The organism is Neorhizobium sp. R1-B, assembly GCF_004368875.1.
Classification (GTDB): Bacteria; Pseudomonadota; Alphaproteobacteria; order Rhizobiales; family Rhizobiaceae; genus Neorhizobium; species Neorhizobium huautlense.
Map to the genome: position 1 here is coordinate 198095 of NZ_SOEM01000005.1, position 20045 is coordinate 218139.

General features: G+C 59.0%; 16 protein-coding genes. 7 read left to right on the top strand and 9 right to left on the bottom strand.

What is annotated here, in order from left to right; all coding sequences use genetic code 11:
• Positions 1–7 precede the first annotated feature (7 nt).
• Positions 8–856 carry a 5-dehydro-4-deoxy-D-glucuronate isomerase gene (gene kduI / locus EDE05_RS10000; protein ID WP_112797692.1) on the top strand — a complete coding sequence of 283 codons (849 nt, stop codon included), beginning with the start codon at positions 8–10 and terminating at the stop codon, positions 854–856.
• Positions 857–1043: 187 nt separating this feature from the next.
• Here the strand turns inward: kduI and EDE05_RS10005 are convergent, their stop codons facing one another.
• Positions 1044–2321 carry an ABC transporter substrate-binding protein gene (locus EDE05_RS10005; protein ID WP_112797690.1) on the bottom strand — a complete coding sequence of 426 codons (1278 nt, stop codon included), beginning with the start codon at positions 2319–2321 and terminating at the stop codon, positions 1044–1046.
• Positions 2322–2509: 188 nt separating this feature from the next.
• Here EDE05_RS10005 and EDE05_RS10010 point away from each other — a divergent pair, with 188 nt between their 5' ends.
• The 6 genes from EDE05_RS10010 to EDE05_RS10035 are packed head-to-tail and all read left to right on the top strand — an operon-like array spanning position 2510 to position 10651.
• Positions 2510–5029: a hypothetical protein gene (locus tag EDE05_RS10010; RefSeq protein ID WP_112797688.1), complete on the top strand. Its 2520-nt coding sequence runs from the start codon at positions 2510–2512 to the stop codon at positions 5027–5029.
• 16 nt (positions 5030–5045) lie between these two features.
• Positions 5046–6137 carry a glycoside hydrolase family 88 protein gene (locus tag EDE05_RS10015; RefSeq protein ID WP_112797686.1) on the top strand — a complete coding sequence of 364 codons (1092 nt, stop codon included), beginning with the start codon at positions 5046–5048 and terminating at the stop codon, positions 6135–6137.
• A complete protein-coding gene (locus EDE05_RS10020; RefSeq protein ID WP_112797684.1) occupies positions 6134–7468 on the top strand; it encodes a glycoside hydrolase family 28 protein in 1335 nt (444 codons plus the stop codon). Before EDE05_RS10015 ends, EDE05_RS10020 begins: the two co-directional genes overlap by 4 nt.
• Positions 7469–7486: 18 nt before the next feature.
• Positions 7487–8608 carry a sn-glycerol-3-phosphate ABC transporter ATP-binding protein UgpC gene (gene ugpC, locus EDE05_RS10025; protein WP_112797682.1) on the top strand — a complete coding sequence of 374 codons (1122 nt, stop codon included), beginning with the start codon at positions 7487–7489 and terminating at the stop codon, positions 8606–8608.
• Positions 8595–9590, top strand: a complete 996-nt coding sequence (locus EDE05_RS10030) for a sugar ABC transporter permease (RefSeq protein WP_112798015.1) — start codon at positions 8595–8597, stop codon at positions 9588–9590. Before ugpC ends, EDE05_RS10030 begins: the two co-directional genes overlap by 14 nt.
• Positions 9591–9592: 2 nt before the next feature.
• Positions 9593–10651, top strand: coding sequence for a carbohydrate ABC transporter permease (locus EDE05_RS10035; protein WP_112797680.1), 1059 nt, complete (start codon positions 9593–9595; stop codon positions 10649–10651).
• A gap of 2 nt (positions 10652–10653) precedes the next feature.
• On the opposite strand, the gene EDE05_RS10040 is transcribed toward EDE05_RS10035, so the two are convergent.
• From EDE05_RS10040 to EDE05_RS10075, 8 genes are all read right to left on the bottom strand, one after another.
• A complete protein-coding gene (locus tag EDE05_RS10040; protein WP_112797677.1) occupies positions 10654–11694 on the bottom strand; it encodes a LacI family DNA-binding transcriptional regulator in 1041 nt (346 codons plus the stop codon).
• 88 nt (positions 11695–11782) lie between these two features.
• Positions 11783–13099: an HlyD family type I secretion periplasmic adaptor subunit gene (locus EDE05_RS10045; protein WP_112797675.1), complete on the bottom strand. Its 1317-nt coding sequence runs from the start codon at positions 13097–13099 to the stop codon at positions 11783–11785.
• Positions 13086–14936 (bottom strand): type I secretion system permease/ATPase, encoded by a 1851-nt coding sequence (locus tag EDE05_RS10050; protein WP_112797673.1) that lies wholly within the window; start codon positions 14934–14936, stop codon positions 13086–13088. The genes EDE05_RS10045 and EDE05_RS10050 overlap by 14 nt, the downstream gene beginning before the upstream one ends.
• Before the next feature lie 221 nt (positions 14937–15157).
• Positions 15158–16888, bottom strand: a complete 1731-nt coding sequence (locus tag EDE05_RS10055; RefSeq protein WP_132410228.1) for an ABC transporter substrate-binding protein — start codon at positions 16886–16888, stop codon at positions 15158–15160.
• A 76-nt stretch (positions 16889–16964) separates the two neighbouring features.
• Positions 16965–17246, bottom strand: coding sequence for a DUF2160 domain-containing protein (locus EDE05_RS10060; RefSeq protein ID WP_105371225.1), 282 nt, complete (start codon positions 17244–17246; stop codon positions 16965–16967).
• A gap of 15 nt (positions 17247–17261) precedes the next feature.
• Positions 17262–18089, bottom strand: coding sequence for a carbohydrate ABC transporter permease (locus tag EDE05_RS10065; protein ID WP_105371226.1), 828 nt, complete (start codon positions 18087–18089; stop codon positions 17262–17264).
• Between the two features lie 13 nt (positions 18090–18102).
• Positions 18103–18969, bottom strand: coding sequence for a sugar ABC transporter permease (locus EDE05_RS10070; protein WP_105371227.1), 867 nt, complete (start codon positions 18967–18969; stop codon positions 18103–18105).
• Positions 18970–18973: 4 nt separating this feature from the next.
• Positions 18974–20044, bottom strand: coding sequence for an ABC transporter ATP-binding protein (locus tag EDE05_RS10075; RefSeq protein ID WP_134100756.1), 1071 nt, complete (start codon positions 20042–20044; stop codon positions 18974–18976).
• Between the last annotated feature and the right edge of the window lies 1 nt (position 20045).

A 20045-nucleotide genomic window follows, 5' to 3' on the forward strand; every position in this document is an offset into this window, starting at 1 on the left:
GAAGAACATGACCACCACCATTCAAACGCGCCATGCCGTTCACTACTCACAATCTGAACGCATGACCGGTGCGGAACTCAGGGAAAACTTTCTGATCGAAAGCCTTTTTTCGGCGGGAACGCTCGAGGCCGTTTATACCCATTATGACCGTATGCTGGTGGCGGGTGCAATGCCGACAAACGTCCCTCTGGTCGTGGGTGACGACCTGGCAAAAATTGTCGGTTCGGAACACCTCCTGGAGCGTCGCGAACTCGGGCTGATCAATATCGGTGGCGCGGGCCGCGTCGTCGCCGACGGCACGACCTACGAACTGCAGCCGATGGACGGGCTTTACCTCGGCCAGGGAACACGCGAAATCACTTTTGAAAGCGTCGACCCAACGGCACCCGCCAAATTCTATATCAACAGTGCCCCCGCCCATTCCCGGTTCCCTTCCCGCATCGTCACCAAGAACGACGCGATCGAAAACAATCTCGGCGACAGCGCCACGTCCAACAAGCGCAAGCTCTACCAGTATATCCATCCAAAGGTATTGCCGACGTGCCAGCTTCTGATGGGTCTTACGAGACTGGAGACCGGGAGTGTGTGGAACACGATGCCTGCGCACCTTCATGATCGGCGCATGGAGGCCTATCTCTATTTCGATCTGCCGGAAAATGCCTTTGTCGTGCATCTGATGGGGCGACCGGAAGCTACGGGCCATCTGATTGTCCGCAGCGAACAGGCGGTGCTCTCGCCGCCCTGGTCCATCCATTGCGGCTCCGGCACCTCCGCCTACGCCTTCATCTGGAGCATGGCAGGAGACAACCAGTCTTTCACGGACATGGACATGGTGGACATGAAGAGCCTGAAATAGGCTTAATCGAAATCTGGCAGAACTCGGAAAACGGCAGTGCGCGGGTGGCACCCCGCTACTGCCGGTCGTTTTGCAGCAATATAAGAAAGAAATGAGCGGGGCATTCGCGCCCCGCTCATCTCCGGGAGGATCTCTGCAGATGGAATGAGGTGTCGGGCTGTGATCGGTACCCGACACCTCCGCCGAGTCACTTGACAGCAAGCGACTCGTTGATCTTGGCAACGTCTGCCTCAAGGTTCTTATAGGTGTCCTCGAGACTCAATTCCCCGACGATGAGCTGGCTCATCCGCTGTACGATCGTCTGGTAGATGGCTGTGCCACCCTTGATGCGTTCGAACTCGCGCGCCGCCTGGGGAACGTTCTTCTTGTTGTCCAGAAAGACGGCCATGGCAGCTTTCGCATCGTCGCTGGAAATCTTGTATTGCGGATCCTTGATCTCAGCGCCGGTGAGGATCACATAGCTTTCGGCGATTTCGCGCTGGACCTTTTCAGAGCCAAGAAACTCGATGAACTGCGCAACCGCTTCCGGATGCTCAGTCCGCTTGAAGCCGACGATTGCCGTGGCGCCAGGCATGGCATAACAACCGGCGTCACCGCAAGGGGCATTGATCGCAGTCCACTGGAAGGCGTCGCCGATCTTCTTCTGGAACGGATTGACCATCCAGTTACCCGCCAGATAGGTCACGACATTGCCGTTGACGAATTCATCGCCCATGTTCTTGTACTGGGATCCCCCGGCAGCGCCCCACATTTCCTTCGGAAAGCTGCCGTCCTGTGTCCAGGAAAAGAGGTCGGCAATGTATTTCTTTGCTGCCGCATCCGGAAAGCTGAACTTGCCGTCCTTGATATAGGTGGAACCGTAGGAATAGGCCCCGCCGGAAAAACGGTGACCGGACCGGTCCATGGTGAAGGGAATCTGCGCCCCAGTCGCTTTCGCCACGCGTGCGGACGCTTCGACGATCTCCTTCAGCGTAGCCTTGGGGCCTGGCAGTGGTTCTCCCGCCTGTTCGAACAGCGTCTTGTTGACGAAAGGCAGGTTCAGCGTCTGAGACGCCACGTATCCGTTGATGGATTTCGGATCGTTGATGTTCGGCAGCCGCAACTGATCGAGGCTGGCGCCATGCAGCTTGGCGTAGGAATCCGGATCCTTCATGTATGGGCGCATGTCGAGATAATAGGGCGCCAATTGCCAATCGGTTATCTTGGCAATGTCGGGCCCCTTTCCGGCTGCCAATTGAACCGGAAGCTGCTTTGACACGGCATCATATCCTGACGATACGAAGTTTACTTTCACGTCCGGATGCGCGCTTTCGAATTCCTTGCTCAGCGCCGCCATCCGCTCGACATAGCTTTGGTCGTCATCGGTGAACAAGAAGGTGATCGTTTTGCTCTCGGCAAAGGCCGCTTCCGTCAAGGCGAAGGTCGCAATTACCAGGGCACTGACTTGCGATAGGAATTTCAGCATTTCATCCTCCCAATGAAAATATTTTCGTCCGACCGGGATATTCTCAGTCAGATCCCGTACTCGAATTTCTAATTTTTGACGCTTGACAACGCAAACGTCAAGCTGTTTTGCTCAAATTCAGGAAGGTCGCATCAGAACCGTGGCCCTTCGAGAAATAAATGCAAATATTTTCATTATAGGAGAAGACCGTGGAGGACGGTTTATCTGACAGCGGGCATCCGGCTCGTCCCGTTTATCGCGTTTCACCGGGCGAAACGGTCACTGCCTGGATTCTGTCGGAAGTGTCGGAGGCTTACTTCCCGGGTCAGGCTGCTCCGGGCGAAGATCGTGTCGGATACAAATTCATCAATGGCTTCGTGGATGTCGGGGATCTGCCCTGTCGTAAAGCTTTCTGGGCGGAAATGGTCGGACGCCACATCGAACCACGCTTGCATTGGCAGCCGGCGGCCCTCAGCCTTCCGGGCGCCAATCGACGGGTCGAATTTACTGGCTTCTGGCATGTGCCGACCCATGTAAGCCGCTGGTTGCGCGGCACCTTCCTTGCCGATCAGCCGCAAGAGGTCAGCATGCGGCTGCGCACATGCGGTGGCGTAAGGATCTGGGTGAACGGCAGAGAGCAGGTGCGCTTCGAGCCCTTCCTGCGCAATACGGAAAGCGAAACCGATATCGTGCTGGTGTTGAAAGCCGGCAGCAACGACATCCTGGTTCTGACCGAAGATCTTGCGGAACGCGACACGATCTGGTTCTTCGAGCTCGAATTGAGTGGCGACAGCCCCCTCGATATCGCCCTTCCCTCGGTGGTCGACCGGGGCGCAGCAAGGCAGCTCGAGCCGCTTGCCCGCAGCATCCGGCCGTCTGCAGATGTCTTCGTCAATCAACCGCTTGAGATCATCTTCGACAACCCGCCCGATTTCGATGTGCCGGTCCATCTGGAGGTCTATAGCCACGGCCATGACCGATCCATTCTCGCCAGCGTCGATCTCACCCTGCCTGCCCATCAGTCCACCCTCCTCGCCGAGACCGTCACGGACCTGCCGGACGGCTATCACGGCGTCAGAGTGAAGATCGGCTCCGGCACAGCCATCGTCGATCGCCAGATCGATGCGGCATTCATCGGCAACCTTATGCCGCCGAAAGCCGCTCCCTCGCTTGCGCAACGAAAACAGGAGGCGCTCGCCTTCAGCGCCCGTCACGGGGCAGACCGCATAGGTCGCGTTTTGGCAATGGCCGCATCTGGCGAGGTCGACGAGAAGGCCATGGAGCGGATCATCGACGCCACCCTCGCCAGCATCGACCGGCGGGAGGATTGCTCCGATTTCTCCATGGTTCCCCTCCTCTGGCTTCTCGCTGCCCACGAACAGATGCTGCCGTCATCGACCGCGGCGAAGATTCGGACATCCATTGCTGCTTACCGTTATTGGGTGGACGAGCCGGGTAACGACGTCATGTGGTTTTGGAGTGAGAACCACGTCCTTTGTTTCCACACCAGCCAATTGATCGCTGGCCAGCTGTTGCCGGACACCGTGTTTTCCGCATCCGGCCGGACCGGCCGGCAACAAGCCGAACTGGCGACCACCCGCCTCCATCGCTGGTTTGACAGCGTCGAAGCCGACGGTTTGGCAGAATGGAATTCGGCCGCATATTATCCGGTCGACTTCATCGGCCTGCTTGCCCTCGAGCGATGGGCCGAGCCTGAGATTGCCGCGAGAGCACGCGGTCAGCTGGACCTCATCTTCCGCATGATTGCGCTTCATACGCTGGCAGGAGTGCCGGCCGGCTCGCAGGGGCGCGCCTATGACAAGGAGCTGCGCGCCGGGCCTCTTACTGAACTTGCTCCCTTTGCAAGGGTCGCTTTTGGCGAAGGTTGGCTGAATGGGGGCGTTGCGTCGCTGCCGATGTTTTGTGCTGGCTCCTATAGGCCCCCTCGCGATCTTGCCCAATACGCACAACTCCAGGGCACACGCAGCATCGAGGCGCGGTATAGCCAGGGTCTCGAACCTGCAAAGCTCGTCTTGTTCAAGACCCCTTCCTCCCAGCTTTCCACGGTCGTCGATCACAAAACCGGTCGAAAGGGGCATCAGCAGCACGTGCTCGACATTCGCCTTTCGGGCCACCCGATGGCGCGGCTTTGGATCAATCATCCGGGAGAGGATGATCCATGGGGAACCCAACGTCCTTCATATTGGGCCGGAAACGGGATCCTCCCCCGCGTCATGCAGTATCGCGATGTGGCCTTGCTAATTGCCGATACGAGGGGCTCCCGCCTGCCGTGGACCCACGCCTATCTTGGACGCGATGGGCTTGATGAAGTCATTGTCGACAACGGATGGTTATTGGTGCGCGCCGGCACAGGTTTCGCGGCCCTTCATGGGACAAACGGACTTCAACTGATCGAACATGGTCCTACGGCGAGCAGGGAACTGCGTTCGCCAGGCTCCGTCGCAGGTTGGGCAGCCATAATCGGCTCCGGCGATGCTGCGGCATTTCAGCGGTTTTGCGAACAGATCAAGGGGACGGAGGTCAGATTCGATGGGTCAAGCAGAACGCTCTCCCTGACGCCCCCCGGCCGCGCCGAGCTGGTGCTTTCCTATTCCGGTGATTTTACCGTCGGCAATCAGCCGCGACCCTTCGTCCACGACCAGCCCCAGCCGATCATCACCTATGACAGCGCGGCCGAAAACCAGATCGACCACCCGTTCTATGCATAAAGGATCTTTTGAGCCTATGGATGCGATGCCCCTCACCAAGCCCGTTCTCAGGAACAAGATCGATCTGGTTGCGAAAGCTTTCAGCCGCCTCAAGGGCATCAAGGAAGGTCTGGTCGGTGCGGATGCCGGCGGTATCCAGTTCGATGAATGGGATTGGGAAGTCGGCGTCGGTCTCTATGGTTTCCTACGGCGCGCCTCTGCCGCCAATGACCGGCTCGCCATAGACGATCTCGTAGACTGGTATGCGCGGCAGATCGCGCGCGGCCTGCCGCCACGACAGATCAACAGTACGGCCCCGATGCTTCCCCTCGCCATCCTGATCGAGCATGTCGACAGGCCGGAATTTCGCGGCCTCGTTGAGGATTGGGCGGACTGGCTCGTCCACGCATTGCCGAAGACCGAGGATGGGGGGTTTCAGCATGTCGTAAAGGAGCGGTCGAACGACGGCGAGCTGTGGGACGATACGTTATTCATGGCCTGTCTCTTCCTGGCGAGAGCCGGCGTCGTCATGGGTCGGCCTGACTGGGTAGACGAGGCCGTCTATCAGTTCATGGTTCACGCTCGCTATCTTTCGGATCCGGTGACCGGGCTTTGGTATCACGGCTGGACCTTTGAAGGCCGGCACAATTTTGCCAGGGCCTTCTGGGCACGCGGCAACGCCTGGATTACCGTCGCCATTCCGGAGCTCTTCAAGCTGGTTCCAGATCTGAACGGCAAGGACAAACGTTTCCTGGCAAATGTTCTCGCCAGCCAGGTACGATCGCTGAAGAAACTGCAGCGGGCCGACGGCATGTTCCATACGCTCCTGGATGATCCCACCTCGCCGGTGGAGACTTCAGCAACCGCCGGTATTGCCTATGGAATCCTGCGCGGTATCGAAGCGGGGATTCTGCCGGCGGCCGACCGCCGACATGCCGAAAACGCGTTGGCGGCCGTCCTTGCTCATATCGACAACGAGGGCGTTGTGCAGGGCGTTTCCGACGGCACACCCATGGGGCACAACCTGGAATTCTATCGCCGTATTCCCAACCTGCCGACCCCTTACGGCCAGGCACTCACGATGCTGTTGTTGACCGAAGTGCTCCTCGAAGGCGAGGAGCAAGAATGACAAGGCGTCCCGCCCTTCTGATTGATGCCTCCGATCAGGATCAGACCGACTGCATCCAGGCTGCGATCGATCAGGCTTGCGATAGCGGCGGTGGCTGCGTCGAATTGGGTGCAGGGGTCCACATGACCCGCGGCCTGCGGCTGAAGTCCGGGGTGGAGCTTCATTTGGCGAATGATGCGATCCTGCGCCCGATCCCCTCCTATGACGCCTATGGCGGGACGACCGTTTCGGTGATTGCCGAAAAATCGGATCGCGGTATCATTGTCGCAAAGGACGCTAGCGATATCAGCTTGACCGGCCCCGGCCGGATTGAAGCAGCCGGCGAATGCTTCATCGCCGGCGACGATCCCGACATGGGCACGTTCATTCCAGCGCCGTTGCGGCCGCGTGTCGTGGTCTTCGAAAACTGCCGAGGTGTCCGGCTCGAAGAACTGGAAATTCGCGATTCCCCGATGTGGACGGTGCACCTGGTAAATTGCGTGGATGTCCATGTCAGGCGTCTGACGGTATCCAACAATAGACGGCTTCCCAATACCGACGGCATCGTTCTCGACGCCTGTCGCCATGCACTCATTGAAGACTGCGTGATTTCCACCGCAGACGATGGCATATGCCTCAAAACCAGCGCCCGCCCGGACGGTCGAGCGATCGGAGAGTGCATTGACATCCACGTGCGCCGCTGCCTCGTCGAAAGTTTCAGCTGTGCTTTGAAGATCGGCACGGAGTCCTACGGCGACTTCTCCGATATTCTTTTCGAGGACTGCCGTGTCCAAAGTTCCAACCGCGCCTTGGGGCTGTTCTCCCGCGATGGCGGCCGGATCGCCAATGTCCGCTTCCACCGCATTGCGGTCGATTGCCATGAGACGCTCGACGGCTTCTGGGGTTCGGGCGAAGCCCTGACTGTAACAGTCGTCGATCGAGTGCCCGAGCGACAAGCGGGACAGGTCTCGAATCTCATCGTCGAGGATCTTTCAGGCAGCATGCAGGGCGCCATGACGCTTGTCTCGACTTCGGCGGCCCGAATTACGGATGTGAAGCTGTCACGCCTCAGGCTCCAACAAGAAATGGGGCCTCTCGGTACGGCCCTCTGCTACGATCTGAGGCCGACCAATGCCGATCTGGCGCCCAGCACCGATGCGGCGGGCCGGGCGAACGCCTGGACCAAAGGGGCAGACGGGCGCGTGATCGGAATGGTCGATTATCCGGGAGGAATGCCGGTGCTCTTTGCCGCCGGCGTTGAAGGAATAACAATCGACGACATGCAGGTCGACCGACCTGAGCCGCTGCCAATCGGCTGGAGTGAAGAGCCAGTCGTTTACAAGGCGCGCTGAACCTGACGGGAGCAGGAAATGGGAAATCTAAAGCTTACCAATATCAGTAAATCGTTCGGCGCGCTCACGGTCCTGCACGATATCAACCTGTCAATCGACGAAGGCAAATTTGTCGTATTCGTCGGTCCGTCGGGCTGCGGAAAGTCAACGCTCCTGAGGATCATAGCCGGTCTGGAAGACATCACGGCAGGAGAGATCGAGATCAGTGGGCGCGATGTCGTCCACCTGTCGCCTGCGGAGCGCAAGATCGCCATGGTGTTCCAGTCCTATGCACTTTATCCGCATATGAGCGTGCGCAAGAACCTCGCCTTCGGCCTGGAAAATCTGAAATTCAAGCGCGACGAGATCGAGGTCCGCATCAACGAAGCCGCCCGCATGCTGGCCATCGAACCTTATCTGGACAGAAAACCAAGGCAGCTTTCCGGCGGTCAACGCCAGAGGGTTGCGATCGGGCGGGCGATCGTGCGCAACCCCGACATCTTCCTGTTCGACGAGCCCCTCTCCAACCTGGATGCCGCCTTGCGCGTCCAGACCCGTGCGGAGATCACCAAGCTGCATCGGGACATCAAGACCACGATGATCTACGTCACCCATGACCAGGTCGAAGCCATGACCATGGCCGACCAGATCGTCGTGCTGAACAGCGGGCGGATCGAGCAAGTCGGGACACCACTCGAACTTTTCGAGGGGCCGAAGAACCTGTTCGTCGCCGGTTTCCTGGGTTCGCCTCGCATGAACATGCTGAAGGGAACCGTCATCGGCATGCATGATGGGTGCATGACGTTGGACATGGGCCACGGCACCACCTGGACGGCGGGGATCGAGCCCAACGCCTCGATGATCGGGAAGCCGGTTCTGGCGGGTGTGCGGCCGGCGCATTTTTCGGTCAACGAGAAAGACGGCTTGCCATTCGTGGTCCAGTATTACGAAAGCCTTGGAACCGAAACCTATGTCTATGGGACGCTTGAGGGCCAAAGTGATCAGATCATCATCCATCAAGCGGGGCATTTCTCGCCGGCCCCAGGTTCCAGACTAAGGATCGCGCCGCTACCCGAGCGGCTGCACGTCTTTGATCCCGGAACAGGTCTGGCAATCCCGCGTAGAGCCAAACAGCGGGATGAATCCCATGCAGTTGCTTAAGGGAAGAGACATGATCGGACGGTTCGGCGAGTTGTTGATGGGGATCATCGAGGCTCCGGTCAACGCCTTGGAAGGTATTATGGGGCGAAAGCGGATGCCCTATCTTTTCCTCGCTCCCAATCTGATCCTTTTCGGCATTTTCACTTTCCTGCCGATCGCCATTGCCGCCGGATATGCCTTTACGGGCGGTACGGAACTCTTCGTCTCCGATCGCCCCTTTGTCGGCTTCGACAACTTCCGCCAGCTTCTTGCGTGTGAAGATTATCTGCGCCCCGGCAGTTGCCGCGAGTCCCTCTTCTGGACAGCGATATGGAATACCCTCTGGTTCGTCGCCTTCAACGTCGCGGCGACCTTGATGGCGGCGTTGATCACCGCGTTGATTCTCAATCGCGCCATTGCTGCGCGAGGCTTCTTCCGGGCGATCTTCTTTTATCCGGTTTTGTTGTCACCCGTGGTAATCGGCTTGATCTGGAAGTGGTTTTTGGACCGCAACGGCTTGCTCAACGCCTTTCTGCAGATGCTCGGCGTACCACCGGAAATCTTCCTTCTCGACGTCGGCTGGTCGCGCTTCTTCGTCGTGGTAGTCTCCGTCTGGTTCCATATGGGCTTCTATACGCTCATCCTCCTTGCCGGGTTGCAGGCGATACCGAAAGATCTCTATGAGGCGGCCGCAATCGACGCCGCTTCGCCGCGACGCACACTCCTGCGCATCACCCTTCCGCTTCTCGGGCCAAACCTCCTGGTCGTGCTTATCCTGCTGATGATCCGTTCCGTGCAGATCTTCGACGAAGCCTGGGTCTTGACGAATGGCGGCGGACCCGGCACGGCCAACAGCTTCGTCGTGCAATACATTTACCAGATGGCCTTTGGCAGCGATCTTCGTCTGTTCGGCCTTGCTTCGGCAGCCTCGGTGCTGATGGGACTGGTGCTTCTGGCTCTAACACTCGTTCAGCTGCGGCTCGGCCGCAAGATGGAGTCCTGATCATGTCGCATGGCTTCAATCCGGTCGGCTTTCTCACCCGCACCCGTCGGCCCGGACGTATCGGGATTACCGACATCCTGTCCTGGCTCTGGCTGATCGCCGGCACCCTCGCCGTTCTCGTTCCCGTCGCATGGGCGGGTTTGTCTTCCCTTAAACCGGCTGCTGAAATCACCCGTTTTCCGCCTACCCTGCTGCCGCGCACCGCCGTAGAAATGAACGTCCCGGGATACGACAAGCCGCTGAGCCTCTGGACGGTCACCATAGACGGCAAGACGCGCGAGATGGCGATGGTCCGTCGCATCGGCCTCAAAGCGCAAATGGTCGATCCGCAGTCGCCCGAAGCACCGGTGAGCGTCGACGTCAGGACGATGTCGCCCATCCAGAAACTGACCGCAGCGACTGAAAACTACACCGATCCCCTGACCAGGTTCGACTTCCTGACCTTCTTGAAAAACTCGGTCTTTGTTACCTTTGTCGCGACCCTTCTGACGTTGATCGTCAACGCTATGGCGGCCTTTGCGCTCTCCAAATACCGTTTCCGCGGCAAGAACGCGATCTTCGTGCTGATCATCTCGACACTGATGATCCCGCTGACGGTCGTCATGGTACCGGCCTATCTGGTCGTGGTGGGGGTCGGCCTCGTCGACAGTCTGTGGGGGATTATCATTCCCACAATTGCCTCGCCGACCGGCGTCTTCCTGTTGCGTCAATACATGCTGACCATTCCGGACGAGCTGATCGAAGCCGCACGCGTCGACGCCGCAACCGAGTTCCGTATCTTCTGGCGCATAATCCTGCCGCTCACGGCTCCAGCGCTTGCGGTTCTCGCGATATTCTCGGTCCTCTGGCGATGGAACGACTTCCTCTGGCCTCTGATCGTCTTGAGCAGTCGGGAAAACTTTACCCTGCAGGTGGGGCTCAACGCCTTCCAGGGAGAGTTCTCAGTGCAATGGCACTATATTCTCGCCATGACGTTTCTCAGCCTGCTGCCGGTAACTGCCGTCTTCCTCTTTCTGCAGAAATACATCACCACCGGCATCGCCGGCACGGGAATGAAGTGACTTCAGCGGCGGAGGGGCTGAACGCTGCCCCGCAACACCAGGCGGCAGCCGAGTTCCAGGCGGTGAGCGGGGCGTAGAGGATCATTGGCCAGCAGCCGCTGCTCCAGCAACCCGAGTGCAGCGGCACCAAGGCGATCACTCGGCAACTGAACGGTCGAAAGCGGCGGCGAGCTGAATTCGCCAAGGATAATATTGTCGAAGCCCAGGACCGAAACATCCTCAGGCACTCGAATGCCTGCGTCGGAAAGCGCTTTCAGACAGCCAAGAGCAAGGTTATCGGCTGCGCAGAAGATCGCCGTGGCACCGCGCAGATCGCGGTCTTCGGCCAAAATTCTCGCAATGGCTTTTTCGCCCTGAACCGGCTCGAATCCCTCCGCCTCGATGACCATGTCCGGCGAAATGGGAATACCTGCGGCAAGCAGTGCATCGGTATACCCGTCATATCGCCGCCGAATGGTCGTCCGCCCTTTCCAGGTCAAGTGCATGATCCGCCGGTGCCTGAGTGAAAGGAGATGTTCCGCCCCCTGACGAGCTCCGAACCGATTCTCCCCCGTCACCGTATCCACCAGCATGGAGGGATCCTCGCCGTTCAGGATGACGAGCGGCGTCTGAAGCGCCGCCAGACTGCGGATAAGTTCGGGCCGATCGTCGTTGAGAACGACGATGCCATCCACCTTCTCCGCCTCAGCCGATCGACGCACCTCCGCCGGGTCGATCCGGTTGCTGGCACTGACCAACGGCACGAAGCGAATGCTGCGCCGCTCGCATTCCTGGCGCAAACCATTGAGCATCGTCCAGCTGACCAGATTGAGATCGCTGCGCGGCGCTGCGTCGCTGGTCACAGCCAAAAGGATTGTCCTCAATGTTGCGATCGTCGCGCGGCTTTTCCGTTTCTCGAGATAACCCAGCCGCTGGGCGGAATTCAGCACGCGATCCCGCACCTCGACGGAAATGGGGGCAGTGCCGTTCAAGACATGCGAGGCAGTGCTGAGGGATACGCCTGCGTCGAGCGCGACATCTTTCAATCCGATCTTCGCTTTCACATCCGCACCGCTTAACAATTCCCGACACTCGTCTGATACTTCGCAGAGACCTTATGCAAGTTGAACGCCGAGCTCTTTGTCGTCCCCGTCACTCTTCACGAAAGGCCCGATTGATCTGGTCTGAGAGCGGCTTGAGCAGATAGGAAAGAGCGGTGCGGTCTTCAGTCTGGATCAACGCCTCGGCCGGCATCCCGGGAACGAGCGAAAGGTCCCTGAGTTTCTTCATTTCCTCCGCCGTAACAGAGAGACGCACCAGATAGAAGGACAACCCATTCCGCTCATCCGTGGTCAGGTCGGCGGCAATCCGGCTGACATGGGCTATCAGTTCGGGGGTCGTCCGCTGGTTGAAGGCGGACATCCGCAGGACCGCCTTCTGGCCAAGCTGGATCTGATCGATGTCCTTCGGCGCAATCTGCACCTCCAATGCCAGATCGTCGCCTTCCGGGACGATCAGCATGACCGGATCGGCCGGTGAAATGACCCCGCCAACCGTATGCGCGGCAAGCTGATGGACGATGCCGGATTGCGGTGCAATGATGTCCACGCGCTTCAATTCGTCCTCGGCGGCAATCTTTCGCTCGATATACTCGCCGACCTGGGCCTGCACCTCCCTCAGTTCGCGTCCGACTTCCGCCTTCAGATCCTGATCGACCTGGAGAATCTGAAGCCTTGTTTCGGTGATGCGGCCCGCTGCCTGTGCCTGATAGGCAACCTTCTCTCCCCGTTCGCCCCCGAAAGTCGCGACCTGTGTTCTCAAGCTGTTCAAGCGCTGATCCGATACGATACCCTGCTCGCGCAGACCGCCCAGGGAGGCGATTTCCTTGTTCAATACCTCGATCCCTTGCTGGTAGGCTGCTTCCTGCGCCTTCAACCCTTCGATCTCATGTTCGAACTGGGCGATGCGTTCGCGAAGCTGCGCTTTCTTTCCTTCCCTCGATTGCTTCCTGAATTCGAACAAGCGCGTCTCGCTCCGCATCGCCGAGGCGACATTCGGATCGTTGCTTCGCGTCGTCAGCGGATCGGGAAATACGATCGTATCAAGATCGTCGCGCTCGGCTTCCAGCCGCGCCATTCTGGCGGACAGTTCGTCCAGCCGTTTTGTGACGATTGCGAGGTTCGCACGCGTCTGCGTCGCATCGAGCCGCATGACAATCTGACCTGCGGCGACTTCGTCCCCCTCGCGAATGAGAATTTCACCCACGACCCCGCCTTTGGGATGCTGGACTTTCTTCACATAGGAGTTGACCACGAAATGTCCTGAAGCGACCACCGCACCGGACAAATTCGTCACGGCAGCCCAGGCGCCTGCGCCACCCACCATCAACACGCTGGTAAACAGGCCAACCGCCAGATGCCGTCGAATGGAACCCGTGACCTCGCCGGTCAGGCGATCAACGTTTGACATCGGATTCCTCCGAACCATTTTCAGATCCAGTCTTGCTTTCATCGCCCGCGGCGGGGCGGAAAGGACTTGCAACCACACGCAGCGGCGTCACGGCGGCACCAGTTGCGGGAAAGCCCGCGTTTGCGGGCGGCGACACCGGCGTGGCCTTGAGAACCTGCGACAGCACTTCGTCCCTCGGTCCGAAAGCTTTCTGGCGGCCAGCCTCCATCATCAGCACCAGATCAACCGCACCAATGGCGCTTGGACGATGCGCGACCACGATCGCAATGCCCCTTCTCTGGCGAACCGAGGCGATAGCCCTGATCACTGCGGCTTCGCCCTCGGCGTCCAGGTTCGCGTTGGGCTCGTCAAGAACGACGAGGAAGGGATCGCGGTAAAGCGCCCTGGCAAGTCCGATACGCTGGCGCTGTCCGGCCGAAAGCGCCGACCCCGCCTCGCCAATCCGCGTCTCATAACCTTGATCGAAACGCAAGATAAGCTCATGGGCTCCCGCGGCCTTAGCGGCGGCGACCACGGCCTGCGCATCGGCGTCATCCTCGAACCGGGAGATATTCTCCGCGATCGTGCCGTCGAACAGCTCCACGCCCTGAGGTAGGTAGCCGATGTGACGTCCGAGAGCTTCGACATCCCACTGATCGAGGCTTGCGCCGTCCAGCCGGACCTTGCCGCCGGCAGGGACCCATGCCCCCACGAGCACGCGCGCCAGCGTTGATTTGCCCGAGCCCGAGGGGCCGATGATTCCCAATGCGCTCCCAGCAGCAACTGCAAAGCCCAGTCCCGCCACGGTCGGCTTTCTCTCGCCCGGAGGCATGACGGTCACGCCCTCCACGCGCAACTCCTTTTCCGGAACCGGCAGCGCCGTCATCGAAGCAGTTTCCGGAACCTTCGCCAGAAGATCCTTCAGCCTCGTCCAGCTCTGCCGCGCCATTAAGAAGGGCTTCCAGCTTGCAATGGCGAGATCGACGGGCGCAAGCGCACGACCCATCATGATCGAACTGGCGATCATCACACCGCCGGTCGCCTGCTGCGTAATGACAAGATAGGCACCCACGGCAAGAATGGCCGATTGCAGCACCATCCTCAACGACCTGGAAATGCTGCCAAATCCACCGGCGACATCGCCTGCCTTGCGGTTGGCGGCCAGATAGTCCGCATTGGCCAGTTGCCAGCGCGCGGCAATCCGCCGACCAATCCCCATCGCCTGCACCACTTCGGCGTTGCGACGGGCAGCCTCCAAGAGGCCGTTACGGGCCATATTCGAGGATATGGCATCACGTATCGCCTTTTTTGACAGACCATTGGTGAGCAAGGTCAGGCATACGAGGATGATTGCGCCTGCAAGGGCCGTGACGCCAATCCAGAAGTGAAAAAGAAAGCAGATCGCCAGGTAGAGCGGCATCCAGGGCAGGTCGAAAAAGGCCGTTGGGCCATTGCCTGAGAGAAAGCCGCGGACATTGTCGAGGTCGCGCAAGGGCTGCAGACCGTCGCCCGGCATGCGGGTCAGCAACGGCAAGCGGGTCACGGCGTCGTGGACCCGGCCTGAGAGCCGCAGATCGAAGCCCTCTCCGATCCGCAGGAGCACCCGTGCCCGGATGACGTCGAGCATGGATTGAAAGGCGTAAAGGCCGGTCGCAAGCACGGCAAGACCGATCAGCGTCGGGACGCTGCCGCTTGCAAGCACCCTGTCATAGACCTGAAGCATGAACAACGGCGAGGTCAGGGCCAGGATATTGACGATACCGCTGATCACAGCAATGCTGACAATGCTCTGCTTCAGCGGGAACGCATCCGCCGCAGTGCGACGCTGCAGCGGAACAGCATTAAATGATCCAGACATCCAATTCCCGGGCTAGAAAACAAGGGCCTGCCGAGTGCAAGCGCCAATGCCAGTTGAGACAATCGAAGCATAGCTATCAGAATTGATCAAGCAATTCGTCGTTTTCACGACACCGGGGACCGTTCCGCGAGATTGCGTCTCCTCTTTCAGACAAAACAAATTGTCCTTCCCGGGCGACCGGGAAGGACGATTTCGCGACGGATCTGATCTGAAAGCTGCCTCTACTTGGTTGCTTTCGCCCAGCTCTTGACGAGTTCGTCATAGTTGACCGTCAGAGGCTTCTCTTTCTCGTTTGCAACCTTCAGCTGCGGTGCGAGGTTACCCTTCGCCACGGCATCCTTGTTCCAATATTCGAGGTCATGCTCCTCGGCGAGCTTCGGACCCGCATCGCCTTGAACGCCGGCGCGTTCGAGACGCTGCAGAACCTTCTCCTGTTCGGCACAAAGCGAGTCCATTGCTTCCTGAGCGGTCTTGGCGCCGGAGGACGCGTCGCCGATCGCCTGCCACCACAGCTGGGCAAGCTTCGGATAGTCAGGAACGTTTGTACCGGTCGGCGACCATTGCAGGCGCGCCGGCGAGCGGTAGAACTCGATCAGGCCGCCGAGCTTTGGCGCACGGTCGGTGAAGGACTTGTGGTCGAGTGTCGACTGGCGGATGAAGGTAAGGCCAACATGGCTCTTCTTCACGTCGACAGTCTTCGATGTAACGAACTGCGCATAGAGCCAGGCGGCCTTGGCGCGGTCGTCGGGCGTGGATTTCATCAGCGTCCAGGAACCGGCATCCTGATAGCCGAGTTTCATGCCGTCCTTCCAGTAAACGCCATGCGGTGACGGAGCGAACCGCCACTTCGGCGTGCCGTCCTTGTTCACGACCGGCAGGCCTTCCTTCACGAAGTCCGCGGTAAAGGCCGTATAGGTGAACATCTGCTGGGCGATTTCGCCCTGCGACGGCACCGGACCGGATTCAGAGAAGGTCATGCCCTGGGCAGCCGCCGGCGCATAGGCCTTCATCCAATCGAGGTACTTCTGGATCGAGTAGACGGCCGCAGGACCATTGGTGTCGCCGCCGCGTGCGACGCAAGAGCCGACCGGACGCGACTTCTCATCGACCTTGATACCCCACTCGTCGACCGGCTTGCCGTTCGGGATGCCCTTGTCGCCGTTGCCGGCCATAGAGAGCCAGGCGTCGGTGAATCGCCAGCCGAGCGATGGGTCCTTCTTGCCGTAGTCCATATGGCCATAGACTTTCTTGCCGTCGATCTCGCGGCCGGTGAAGAACTCGGCAATATCTTCGTAGGCCGACCAGTTGACCGGCACACCGAGATCATAGCCGTACTTGGCCTTGAAGTCCGCCTTGTTCTTCTCGTCGTTGAACCAGTCGTAGCGGAAGAAGTAGAGGTTGGCGAACTGCTGGTCCGGAAGCTGATAGAGCTTGCCGTCCGGTGCAGTGGTGAAGGACTTGCCGATGAAATCGTCGATGTCGAGGTTGGGGTTGGTGACGTCCTTGCCTTCCTTCGCCATGAAGTCGGTCAGGCTGCGCGCCTGCTGATAGCGCCAATGGGTGCCAATCAGGTCGGAGTCGTTGATGTAGGCGTCGTAGATGTTTTCGCCCGACTGCATCTGCGTCTGCAGCTTTTCAACCACGTCGCCTTCGCCGATCAGGTCGTGGGTGATCTTGATGCCGGTGATTGCCGTGAAGGCAGGCGCCAGCACCTTGGATTCGTATTCATGTGTGGTGATCGTTTCCGAAACCACCTTGATGTCCATGCCGGCGAAAGGCTTCGCCGCATCGATAAACCACTGCATTTCCTTTTCTTGCTCGGCGCTGGAAAGCGTCGACATGTCGCCGATTTCCTTGCCCAGAAACTGTTTGGCTTCGTTCATGCCCGCGAAAGCCGAACCCGTCATTGCCAGCAGCATTGCCGCTGTTGTCGTCATAAGATGCCGTCGCATGATATCCTCCCAGAGTTTGCGAGTGCACGTTCAGTTAGAAGATGGCCGGTACATCCGGACACCGTATCAGCTTGCCTCAGACAAAGCGGAAAACGCCGATTGCGTAAACCACGGCTATGGCAAGAGCCCACCACAGGTTGGGACCAATCAGCCCCAACCATGCGAGATGAATGAATGCCGCCCCGAGCAGCGAAATGAACAGCCGGTCTCCACGAGTCGTCTCGAAGCGGAGAATCCCTACGCGCGGCGAACCGCCTGGAGCGAAATATTCCCAAACGCTCATGCCGATCAAAAGCGCGAGGATCGACAGGAAAAACAGCGCCGTCGGCAGCGTCCAGGCCATCCAGGAAAAGGTCATAGGTAATTCTCCTCCTCAAACGCGGCCGAGCGCAAAGCCCTTGGCGATGTAGTTGCGGACAAAATAGATCACCAGCGCTCCCGGAACGATGGTCAGAACGCCTGCCGCGGCCAGCACCCCCCAGTCCATGCCGGCGGCCGAAACCGTGCGGGTCATGATGGCGGAGATCGGCTTTGCGGCAGTTGTCGTCAGCGTGCGAGCGAGCAGGAGCTCGACCCAGGAGAACATGAAGCAGAAGAAGGCGGCAACGCCGATCCCCGACGCGATCAACGGCATGAATATCTTCACGAAGAACCGCGGGAAGGAATAGCCGTCGATATAGGCCGTCTCGTCGATCTCCTTCGGCACGCCCGACATGAACCCTTCCAGGATCCACACCGCCAGCGGCACGTTGAACAGGCAATGGGCGAGAGCGACCGCAATGTGTGTATCGATCAAACCGAAAGCCGAATAGAGCTGGAAGAACGGCAAGGCGAAGACTGCCGGCGGAGCCATGCGGTTCGTCAGCAGCCAGAAGAAAAGGTGCTTGTCGCCCAGAAAACGGTAGCGGGAAAACGCATAGGCAGCCGGCAGCGCGGCCAATACCGAGATTATCGTGTTCAGCACGACATAGATGATGGAATTGATATATCCGTTGTACCAGGACGGATCGGTAAAGATCACGCTGTAGTTTCTAAGCGTCGGATTTTGCGGCCAAAGCGAAAACGCACCGGTGATTTCCGCGTTTTCCTTGAAGCTCATATTGATGAGCCAGTAGATCGGCAAAAGCAGGAAGAGGATGTAAAGGGTCGATACGAGCCAGGAGAGGTTTCCGGCAGGCTTAAATTTAGTTGTCTCGGCCATTGGCGCTCTCCCCTCAACCGTTCGCGTCGCTGCTGGTCATCACGGTATAGAAGATCCATGAGAGCAGCAGGATAATGAGGAAGTAGATGATCGACATGGCGGCCGCCGGTCCGAGGTCGAATTGCCCGACAGCCATCTTGACCAGGTCAATCGAAAGGAAGGTGGTCGAATTGCCAGGACCACCACCGGTCACGACAAACGGTTCGGTGTAGATCATGAAACTGTCCATGAAGCGCAGCAGTACAGCGATGAGCAGTACGCGTTTCATCTTCGGAAGCTGGATGTAACGAAATACCGACCAGCGCGACGCACCGTCGATCTTGGCCGCCTGGTAATAAGCATCGGGAATGGAAACGAGACCGGCATAGCAGAGCAGCACGACGAGGCTGGTCCAGTGCCAGACATCCATGACGATGATCGTGATCCACGCGTCGAGAGGATCGCGGACGTAGTTGTAATCAACACCCAGGGCCCGCAACGTATAGCCCAGCAAGCCGATGTCGACACGGCCAAAGACCTGCCAGATGGTACCGACGACGTTCCAGGGAATGAGCAGCGGCAGCGCCATCAGCACAAGGCAGACCGGCACGCCAATGCCGCTTTTGGGCATGTTGAGCGCGATGAAAATCCCCAGCGGTATCTGCAGGGCGAGAATGACGAAGGAGAAGAACAGGTTGCGCTGCAGTGCCTCCCAAAAGCGATCGGAATGCAAAATCTCCAGGAACCAGTCGGTGCCGGCCCAGAAGAACTCGTTATTGCCGAACGTGTCCTGTACCGAGTAGTTCACCACCGTCATCAGCGGGATGACCGCTGAAAAGGCGACAAGCACGAGAACCGGCAGGACCAGAAACCACGCTTTATTGTTCCATGTCTTTTGCATGAGTTCAGGCCTCCCTGCCGACGCGCCAGGAATTGGCGTAGATATTGATGGCTGCGGGATCGAAGGTGATGCGCGGCTCTGCCGGAATCTCGGCATCCTCGGATGCGACGATGGCGATCCGCTGGCCCTGGAAATCCGCCCGGACGATCCTTCGACGCCCGATGTCTTCGATACGGTTCACCGCAACCGGCATGCCCTCCCGGCCAATGCGAATGAATTCCGGGCGAATGCCAAGCTCGGCGCGGTCGCCGGCATTGATCTGCGGGGAATAATCAAGAGCGATCGTCTCGCCCCCGACGACGACGGTCGAGCCTTCGATGCGTGCCGGCATGACGTTCATGCCCGGAGAGCCAATGAAATAGCCGACGAACGTGTGGGTCGGACGCTCGAAAAGCTCGGCAGGCGTTCCGATCTGGACAATCTGGCCGTCATACATGACCACCACCTTGTCGGCGAAGGTCAGCGCCTCCGTCTGGTCGTGTGTCACGTAGACCATGGTGAAACCGAATTGCTTGTGCAGCCGTTTCAACTGCGAGCGCAGCACCCATTTCATATGCGGGTCGATGACAGTGAGCGGTTCATCGAACAGGATAGCATTGACGTCATTTCGGACGAGACCCCGGCCGAGCGAAATCTTCTGCTTCTGGTCGGCGGTCAATCCCTGGGCCTTGCGCTTTGCCCATCCCGAAAGATCGATGATCTCCAGCATCTCGCGAACGCGCCGATCGACTTCCGCCTCGGGCACTGCACGGTTGCGCAAAGGGAAGGCCAGGTTGTCGTAGACCGTCATCGTGTCATAGATGACCGGGAACTGGAAAACCTGCGCTATATTGCGGGCCTGGGTTGACAGATATGTCACATCCTTGCCGTCGAACAGAATGCGCCCCTCGGACGGTTGAAGCAGTCCGGAAATGATGTTCAACAGGGTTGTCTTGCCACAGCCGGATGGCCCAAGCAGCGCATAGGCGCCGCCGTCATTCCATTCGTGGTGAACTTCGCGCAGCGCATAGTCCTTTGGAGACTTCGGAGCGGGACCGTAAGCGTGGCGAATATGATCGAGTGTGATGCGAGCCATA